The organism is Fischerella sp. (genome assembly GCF_013388695.1).
Lineage (GTDB): Bacteria > Cyanobacteriota > Cyanobacteriia > Cyanobacteriales > Nostocaceae > PCC9605.
Genome location: NZ_JACAEU010000073.1, coordinates 18962 through 28441 on the forward strand (window position 1 = coordinate 18962; position 9480 = coordinate 28441).

Below are 9480 nucleotides of genomic sequence, written 5' to 3' on the forward strand. Positions count from 1 at the left end.
TGTAAAAACTTAAATAATATTAACGAAAACCAAGAGCTTTGGGCGCGAAGAATTAAAATTCCGAGTTTCAATAAATGGTATCAATGTTGATCTTACAAACAGATACCGAAAAGAGTTAATCTTGCTTCACAAATTTCTAACCTGTGTTTACAAAATTTAACAAAGCAGTCAAAAGTCTATAGTGAAAAACTTTTTGACTATTGACTATTGACTATTGCCAAAACAAAATTTCTTGTAACAAGAGAGATACACAAATATGGAACTTAAATCAGTAGCGATGGAAATACCTGAAGCGAGTAATATCATCATTGGTCAAACCCACTTTATTAAAACAGTGGAAGATTTATATGAAATAATGGTAGGAATATCTCCCCAGGTAAAATTTGGTATCGCTTTCTGTGAAGCATCCGGCCCGTGCTTAATTCGAGTAGCAGGCAACGATCAAAATCTCCAAGAAGTAGCAATAAAAAATGCCCAATCTCTAGCTGCTGGTCACAGCTTTGTCATTCTCTTAAAAGATGCGTATCCTATCAACTTTTTGAATGCCATCAAACAGTGTCCGGAAGTTTGTAATATTTACTGTGCTACAGCAAATCCAGTACAGGTGATAGTTGCTGAAACCAAACAAGGCTGTGGCATTGTTGGGGTTGTGGATGGATTTTCACCCAAAGGTGTAGAAAGTGCTGATGATGTCAAAGCCCGGAAAGAGCTTCTGCGTAAAATTGGTTATAAGCTCTAAGTAGTGAAGTCAATACAACTTTAGCTTTAGGCGATCGCTCACTTCATCAACTAGATCGCACAGACGAATTCATCAGTCATCTAAGTGAGCGAGACAAATATAGCGATCGTCAACGTTAACACAGAAGCTAAAGAACTATTCTACTCTTGATCCCCCAAGCTCTATTTCCTCACAACTTCCTCAAGTTTTTCTGCTATTGATAGAGTAAACTAGTTAATTTAAGACCGAAGTGAGAAGAATAAAGTCTTTAGTCTGAAATTTTTTATTCTTCATCCTTGTTTTAACTGTTAATTCCCCAATAAGAAAGGGGGTGAACTAATGAATCAAGTCCTGGTTGCTGTTATAGATGGAACTAGAGCTAGGTTTCTGACTTTAGAACAGGCAGAATTACCAGAATATGAGTCTGGTCCCAATTTGGTTGAACACAAAAGTCTATTTAATCCAGTTAAGGAACTACAAGGTAAAGAACTTTGGGCAAATGTTAAATCTGGACGCAATCAAGGTTTAAGTGGTCAAGCCCACGCCTATGATGATGGTCGTCAACAACATGTAACTGAATTTGAACGGCGATTTGCTCAAGTCATTGGTAATGAAATCCTCAACTTCACTCAAGGTAAGCGCATCCAACGATTGCTACTAATAGCAGAACCGCATATTTTAGGAGTCGTGCGAGAAGTTGTTACACCTTTACTACCTAAAAACTTACAGATCCAGGACTTAGCCAAGGATTTGAGCAAATTCAAGCTCAAAGAAATTTATGAATACTTAGCTAGCAAAAGTTTACTACCAATTCGCAAACAGGCTTCAGGTTAAAAACTGGAAAGCTCTAATGACAGTAAAAAGGAAAAGAGAAAGGGTTAAAGAAATAGTTTTTTCCTTGTCCCTTTCCCTTTTCTCCTTATAACCTTTACCGATCTATTGCAAAAGTAACTTTTGCAATAGATCTGCTGTAGATCGATTAGAATCTGTAACTCACTCCAAGCATAATCCCGACATCTGTCTCATCCACAAAAGCAGCATTGACAACACCTGTTACCATAAATTGCGAAGATAAAGGATAATCTACACCACCAGTGAGTAGAAAACCAAAATCGGAGTCACCATTTGTGCTAATGGCTACACCAGCACCTGCAAAAGGAGCTATAGAAATGCCTTCTCCACCAAAGGGACTTGCTTGTTGGAACGCAAAGTCGTAAGTGATGGGAACTAGAACGATAGTGTCGTCTCCAATTACAGCCTGTGGTCGTACGGATATATTATTGGTCAAACCAAATTTACTCAGCACTGCAAAGTTACCGCTACCTAGAGCCGTATCCCCACCGAAACCAATGTTGCCACCAATACCAATATAGTTTCTAGGAGCTGCGACAGCTTCTGCTTGTTGTTCACCATCCAGATCTAGCGAAACATCAGGCGGTACGAGGACGTTGTCAATCGCATAGATATAACCATTACTTGCTTGAACGCTTGCTTGAACAGCTGCATTGTTCACCGCAATTTGACTGGTATTAGGGTCAATTTTAACATTGACAGGTTTTTGCTCAAGGGTTTGGAGATCGCCGGTCGAGAGTTGGTTAGGAGCGACTTGATTGGGAACGATATGATAATTTAAAACCCTGAGCAGCGTTTCTCTGTTTTCAGGCTGCTGTAAGCGTTGTAGAGTTTCCGGTGGCAAAGCTGCAAATGCCTGATCGGTCGGAGCGAAAACTGTATACGGGCCTGGTTGTCTAAGAGCATTCTCTAGACCTGCTGCTCTGATTAAAGAAATCAGGGTTGTAAAGTTATTACTAGACTCAGCCAACGAAAGAATGTCAGCTGCGGCTTGTTGAGTACTACCAGGGCCACCCACAATATAACTGGCGGCTGCAACATTGGTTGGCAGTGGTGGTAACTGTCCCAGTCTGACCAAAGCTTGATATAAATGAGCTGCTGCTTCCGCACGGGTTAAACCTGCTTGCGGGTTGAGCGTTTTGACATCAGGATAATTGACTACAAGATTGGCTTGCGTTGCACCTGCTACCTGAGTAACTGCATAGGATGGGATCTGCCCAACGTCTGTATAGTAGGTATTAAGAATATTTTCTGGGGAGTCGGTAGGAGTTAAATTCAGTCCATTAGCTAAAGCAGCGATCGCCTGAACTTTAGAAACTGTCTGATCGGGCGCAAACAAGTTATTAGGATAACCCGCCATAAATCCAGCTTCATAGGCAGCCCTAATTGCCGAAGCAGCCCAATAGTTCGGAGGCACATCTCTGAACCCTTCCGGTGGTAACTGCCGAACTGGATTGAGCTGAAATGCTCTCTGGAACATGGCAGCAATCTCAGCCCGAGTTACAGGCTGGTCTGGTTTGTATGTACCATCGGGAAAGCCAGTGATTATGTTTCTTGCTGCTAAACCTTGAATAAATGGCAGCGCCCAGTAATCTGCTGGCACATCAGGAAAGGAGACAGCAGCAGGTGCTGGTGCTGTAGGTGCTGGTACAGCAGGTGCTGGTGTAGTTGGTGTAGTTGGAGTTGTCGGTGTCGTTGGGGTTGTCGGTGTAGTTGGAGTTGTCGGTGTCGTTGGGGTTGTCGGTGTTGGCTCATTAAGCTGAGCTGAGGCTGGAGCGGAAATTATTTGGGTAGCTGCCGTAGCTGTGACTCCAAAAGCTACCAATGTAGTACTCGTTAATGACCAGCCAAATAAACTACGCATGAAAAGTTCCTCCTCAACAAAATTGATGCACTTCACTCAACAACAACTTTTACATGATTTGGGTCACAAAAATACATTATTCATGTTTTTTTGTGATGATATCAGTTGGTTTTGTAAATGAAAATAGAACTTTTTCTCTTGACTTAACTTTCAGAATGTCTTTGTCACGGAGGTCAACAATTTTCATCAAAAAGTACTCTTTTTGATGTATCACAAAAACTTATGTCTGCTTTCAAGAAAATATATTCATCTTGATAGATGTCTTTCTCCTAGAGTTTTATACAATTAGAGCTTTGTAGAATGATGTAATCCTGAATACAACAAAAAGAGAACAAAATAAATCGGTCTTTATGTGCGTTGATATATGATTGTTTACTCAATTGAAATTGCTAAAATGTTTAGTAAATTAATTGGAATTTTGTCAGCGCGCGAGCCAATTACATTGTTAGTTGGTAATCGCTTAGCTATAGAATTTTCATAGTTATTACCTTTTGTTCAAGAACACGATCAAGGCAGTACTTACGCACTCTGTTAATAATACCAGCTTTTTGGCCTGTCAGACATCTATCAAAAGCAAGGAAGAGATATATATCGAAAGCCAGTGACGATCGGTACTAAAAGCCTGTTATGCTAGATCAAAGCTACTCTTCTCCCTATTTAAGCAAGCTAGTCGAATCGTAGATTAGAGTTATTGCTTTATCTAAATTTGCATTTGGGAATTCCTGAACTAATTTTCAGAGACTAAAGTTAAGTAAAGGTTATTAAGCGAAAGTATATTTTTTTAGAGTAGTGCAGTTTCATCCCAGTGCTCTACTGGACTTTCTAGGCTCTACGCAAAGTTAGGCAGAAAGCCTCTACAGTTAAATATCAATTCTATGGGGTATCTAGGTGTGGCGAATTCTATTTTTTCCTGCCGTGATGTAGAAGCCCGATCCTAGGAAAAGACACTGCATATCTATGGGTGGCTTACCGTAGGGTAGGAGAGGATGATTCGCCGTAACATGTTGAGAAGACATGGTAGAAAAAATACTTTGGAAATCTGAATTTTGAGGGTGTTAGTATAACTCCTCTAGTGGGTATTTGCGTTTTTGAGAAAATAAAGGTAAATAAGAGACTTTAAATATGGAGTCTTGTTTTTTACTTTTTGTTTATGAATGAACGATCAATGATTACAAACTTCATAATTTCCTCACAAACTTTTGATAAGTTGAAGGTGGAGGCTCGGCAGCTATAGTAATTTGTTCCTGAATTTATTGTTGCACTCCAAGGAGATTTATCATGTTTGATACTACTGTTAAATACGATATTGAAGTAATTAAGGAAGAAGCACGTGAACTTGTCAATCAAGGACTTGTTCAACGTAACCAGCCAATTTATGCTCTCAGTAAATACATTCCTGAGCGTGACTGGGTATATGTAGAACTGGAGCTAGAAAGAAACGAATTTTTGCTTAGAGACCGCATTATTGATTTGCTAGGTCGTGAAGATTGGTCAGAGGATTGCTGTTGAAAACTTGTAATTGAAATTAATAAATTCAAAACTTAATAAGCTGTTGTGCATCTAAATTGCATAACTATTAGTGAGATTCATCCTTTCTTATTGGTCGGTAGAGGCGTAGACGCGCAGCGCCCTCCCGTAGGGTACGCCTGCGGGGTACGCCTGTACATTTGCATTGTTGAGGACTAATGACCAATAACGATGAGGATATTTATGATATGAAGACGCACATTAGCTGTTAATTAGCGCTAACTAACAGAAAGATGGGTATTAGCCTCTTCTTGCTTCTGAATTCTTCTGTTTAAACTCTCTAAGAGAGAGTCTGCTAATGAATTGTGCTTTTCCCAATTCAGTACAGGCATTTCTTGCCAACAGTGGCGGCAAAACCAGTAGATTTCAGAGCCGCGTATATGTAGTAAAAGAGGACTAGAACAACAAGGACAGTAATTCATAATTTTCTAAAAATTCTCATTCTAAATGTGTTTATCGCCAATTTAAACAGCTTGTTAACGATCCCATCAGGGATATAAAACAAACTTTTGATGTTATTCATGATAATTGCTGATTATGAGGAACTTGTGAGGAACTTTAAAATTTTTCCAATTTACTTAATGTTTCTCAATGTTTTCTTCAGTTTCACTTCAATAGAAATGTACAAATAAATATCAACTTATTTATCGTGGTGATTGATAGTGGTTAGTAGGTAGGGGTGGGTTTTTGCTTAGTCAATCGCTGGCAAAAGTAATATCTGATTAAACCTGCCCGTATAGTCATAGCTAACAAACAAAAACTAACTACCAACTACTCTCATAACTATATTTCATTTATTTACACTCAAAAATCTTCACAAGATCCTCAAATTATCTTCCTATAACCATAGGTGTAGGACGAGCAGAGCAGAAAAATTGACTGCAAATCCTCTCAAGATGCTTTATGTGTTAGAGGAAGCTAAAAATGCCAGAAATACTGGTCAATCAACAAACTGCTAGCAAAGTTTCTAAAGAACAAGCCCTTGTATTGCCTTTGACTGAAGTTGGTATTGCAGATATTCCCTTAGTAGGTGGAAAGAATGCTTCTTTGGGAGAAATGCTTCAAGAACTAGAGTGCAAAGGCGTGAAGGTTCCTAATGGCTTTGCAACCAGTGCCTACGCTTACCGCTACTTTATCCAAGCTGCTGGATTAGAGGCAAAATTGCGTCAGATTTTTGCAGATTTAAATGTAGATGATGTTAACAATCTGCGTCAAACAGGCAAGCAAGCTCGAAATTTAATGCTGCAAACGCCTTTTCCTGAAGAATTACAAACTGCGATCGCTCAAGCTTACGAACACCTCTGTCAACAATATGGCCCGGATACCGATGTAGCCGTTCGTTCCAGCGCTACAGCCGAAGACTTGCCTGATGCTAGCTTTGCCGGACAGCAAGAAACTTACTTAAACGTCCACGGATTGCCAGCTGTACTGGAAGCTTGTCACAAGTGCTTCGCCTCCATTTTTACCGATCGCGCTATTTCCTACCGTCAAATCAAAGGCTTTGATCACTTCAATATCGCCCTCTCGGTAGGCGTGCAAAAAATGGTGCGTTCTGATTTAGCAGCTTCTGGTGTCATGTTCTCTATCGACACCGAAACTGGTTTTAAAGACGCTGCTTTGATTACTGCTGCTTACGGTTTGGGTGAGAACGTCGTCCAGGGTGCAGTTAACCCAGATGAATACTTAGTATTTAAACCCACTTTGCAACAGGGATTCCGCCCGATATTAGCAAAACGCTTAGGTACAAAAGAAATCAAAATGGTCTATGACGTGGGCGGTTCTAAATTAACTAAGAACGTCCCTGTTGCAGCTAGTGAAAGGCTGCTATTTGCCCTCAATGATGATGAAATATTACAACTAGCACAATGGGCTTGCACCATTGAAGACCACTATTCGCAAGTGCGCGGTGTCTACACGCCAATGGATATCGAATGGGCAAAAGATGGCATTACCAATGAGCTATTTATTGTCCAAGCGCGTCCGGAAACAGTACAGTCTCAGAAAGAACAAAATGTACTCCGCACTTACTATCTGAAAGAAAAGGGTAATGTGTTGGTTACAGGTCGAAGTGTGGGTGAGATGATTGGGCAAGGTAAAGCCAGAGTCATCTTGGACGTGCATCAAATTCAGCAATTTCAGCCAGGAGAAGTGCTGGTGACAAACCGTACCGATCCCGACTGGGAACCGATCATGAAAAAAGCGAGTGCGATCGTTACCAACCAAGGCGGACGTACTTGCCACGCCGCAATTATTGCCAGAGAAATGGGAATACCTGCGATCGTTGGTTGCGGTAATGCTACCACTGCAATAAAAACCGGGCAAGAAATCACTATCTCTTGTGCAGAAGGTGAAACCGGAAAAGTTTACCAGGGTTTATTGTCCTATGAAGTGCGGGAAGTACCGTTGGAGGAATTGCCGCGCACCCGCACTAAAATCATGATGAATGTGGGCAATCCGGAAGAAGCATTCAGCTATGCAGCCATTCCTAATGATGGAGTGGGATTGGCGCGGATGGAATTTATTATTGCCAACCATATCAAAGCTCACCCACTCGCGCTACTCCACTTTGACGAGTTAGAAGATGAGCTTGCTAAATACAAAATTGCAGAATTAACTGGCCAATACGAAGACAAAGCCGAATTCTTTATAGATAAACTGGCGCAGGGTATTGGTACGATCGCCGCAGCTTTTTATCCCAAACCTGTAATTGTCCGTCTTTCGGACTTCAAGAGCAATGAATATGCCAACCTCTTGGGTGGTAAACAGTTTGAACCCAAAGAAGAAAACCCGATGATTGGCTGGCGCGGTGCGTCTCGCTACTACGATGATCGCTACCGTGAAGGTTTTGCCCTGGAATGCCAAGCAATGAAGCGAGTCCGCAATGAAATGGGTTTAACCAACGTAATTTTAATGGTTCCCTTCTGCCGTACACCTTCAGAAGGTCAACGAGTCTTGGCAGAGATGGCGAAAAACGGTTTGGTACGCGGTGAAAACGGTTTAGAAGTCTACGTAATGTGCGAGTTGCCCAGTAACGTGCAGCTAGCAGATAAATTTAGCGAAGTATTTGATGGGTTCTCAATTGGCTCGAATGACCTGACGCAGTTGACGCTAGGATTGGATCGGGACTCTGAGTTAGTCGCCCATCTATTTGATGAACGCGACGAAGCAGTCAAGCGGATGATAACTCAGGCGATCGCAATTGCCAAACAGTGCGATCGTAAAATTGGTATCTGTGGTCAAGCACCCAGCGACTACCCCGAATTTGCCCGCTTTTTAGTAGAACAGGAGATTGATTCAATTAGCCTCAACCCTGACTCAGTTTTGAAGACTCTCTTGGAAATCGCCGCGACTGAACAAGATAGTCAATAGTCAAGAGTCAAGAGTCAAGAGTGAAAATTTAAACTCTAGACTTTGGACTTTGGACTTTGGACTTTGGACTTTGGACTTTGGACTTTGGACTTTGGACTTTGGACTTTGGACTTTGGACTAATCACTATGTTTTCCAAAATATTAGTTGCTATAGACAATTCCGAAATTGGGCAGCACGTTTTTGATGAAGCTTTATCTTTGGCACAAAAACTGGATGCACGTCTGATGTTGCTGCATGTTCTAGATCCTTTCGATGAACGTTATCCAGGTTCTATAGCCTTACAAACAGATACTCTCTATCCTAGTTTACACTCGCAAGCTGTGAGCTACTACATGGGACAGTGGGAAGCACTGAAAAAAGAAGGAATAGAATTTTTGAGAATATTTTACAATCAGGCGAACACAAAAGGTGTACCAACTGAATTTGCTCAAAATTTTGGCGAACCAGGTCGAGTCATTTGTGAAGTAGCTCGAAAGTGGGAAGCTGACTTAATTGTCGTTGGTCGTCGGGGTCGGCGGGGTCTAAGTGAGTTTTTCTTGGGTAGCGTCAGTAATTACGTTCTGCATCATGCTCCCTGTTCAGTTTTAACAGTACAAGGATTAATTCAGACTACAAAAGCAGACTCACAAGCTACACATGCAGCTACACCTTAGTTTGATCTTTCAGTAAATCTTATCAATCGAGTCGCCTATTCTGTGTAGAAATTTCTCAGTAATCTAAAAATAAGTTTTCTGTCGAATGGTGGCGTTATCGCTATGAATAACCTTTCCAAAGAACTGCTTCGCAATTTTGAGTCAGCCCATAAAGAAGACATAGAGACAATCACCCAGGTTTTGGCGCGGATAACAACAAAAAGCCCAGACGAAATTAAACCACACCTGGACGCAATGCTTGAGCGATTAGTCCAACCGCAACAGGTACAGCGTCCTTTATACGAAACCGCTACCCCAGAAGAATTGGCACAAGCGTTTCGGGAGTGGGCATCTAGCCACAACCGTAATACACCACTTTTATCAGATTATGCTGTTAGCGGCGTTGCTGAATTTGGTCATGAATTATGTGTGCATACATTTTTGTAGTTCGATGCCAAATCATTGTAGAGACGTAGCAATGCTACGTCTCTACATACCCGTGAATTGTAAATTCATA

General features: G+C 41.2%; 7 protein-coding genes. 6 read left to right on the forward strand and 1 reads right to left on the reverse strand.

What is annotated here, in order from left to right; all coding sequences use genetic code 11:
• Positions 1 to 256 precede the first annotated feature (256 nt).
• Positions 257 to 739: an adenosine-specific kinase gene (locus HXY43_RS09850; protein WP_290882799.1), complete on the forward strand. Its 483-nt coding sequence runs from the start codon at positions 257 to 259 to the stop codon at positions 737 to 739.
• A gap of 318 nt (positions 740 to 1057) precedes the next feature.
• Positions 1058 to 1552, forward strand: a complete 495-nt coding sequence (locus HXY43_RS09855) for a host attachment protein (RefSeq protein WP_290882801.1) — start codon at positions 1058 to 1060, stop codon at positions 1550 to 1552.
• A gap of 145 nt (positions 1553 to 1697) precedes the next feature.
• Here HXY43_RS09855 and HXY43_RS09860 read toward each other — a convergent pair whose 3' ends face one another.
• Positions 1698 to 3434, reverse strand: coding sequence for an S-layer homology domain-containing protein (locus HXY43_RS09860; protein WP_290882804.1), 1737 nt, complete (start codon positions 3432 to 3434; stop codon positions 1698 to 1700).
• A gap of 1278 nt (positions 3435 to 4712) precedes the next feature.
• Here HXY43_RS09860 and HXY43_RS09865 point away from each other — a divergent pair.
• The 4 genes from HXY43_RS09865 to HXY43_RS09880 all read left to right on the forward strand — a co-directional run bounded on the left by HXY43_RS09865 (position 4713) and on the right by HXY43_RS09880 (position 9410).
• A complete protein-coding gene (locus tag HXY43_RS09865; RefSeq protein WP_290882805.1) occupies positions 4713 to 4943 on the forward strand; it encodes a DUF4327 family protein in 231 nt (76 codons plus the stop codon).
• Between the two features lie 942 nt (positions 4944 to 5885).
• Positions 5886 to 8330: a phosphoenolpyruvate synthase gene (gene ppsA / locus HXY43_RS09870; protein ID WP_290882807.1), complete on the forward strand. Its 2445-nt coding sequence runs from the start codon at positions 5886 to 5888 to the stop codon at positions 8328 to 8330.
• Positions 8331 to 8456: 126 nt separating this feature from the next.
• On the forward strand, positions 8457 to 8984 hold the full coding sequence (locus HXY43_RS09875) for a universal stress protein (RefSeq protein WP_026732647.1): 528 nt from the start codon (positions 8457 to 8459) through the stop codon (positions 8982 to 8984).
• A gap of 102 nt (positions 8985 to 9086) precedes the next feature.
• A complete protein-coding gene (locus HXY43_RS09880) occupies positions 9087 to 9410 on the forward strand; it encodes a hypothetical protein (protein WP_290882811.1) in 324 nt (107 codons plus the stop codon).
• Positions 9411 to 9480: the final 70 nt, after the last annotated feature.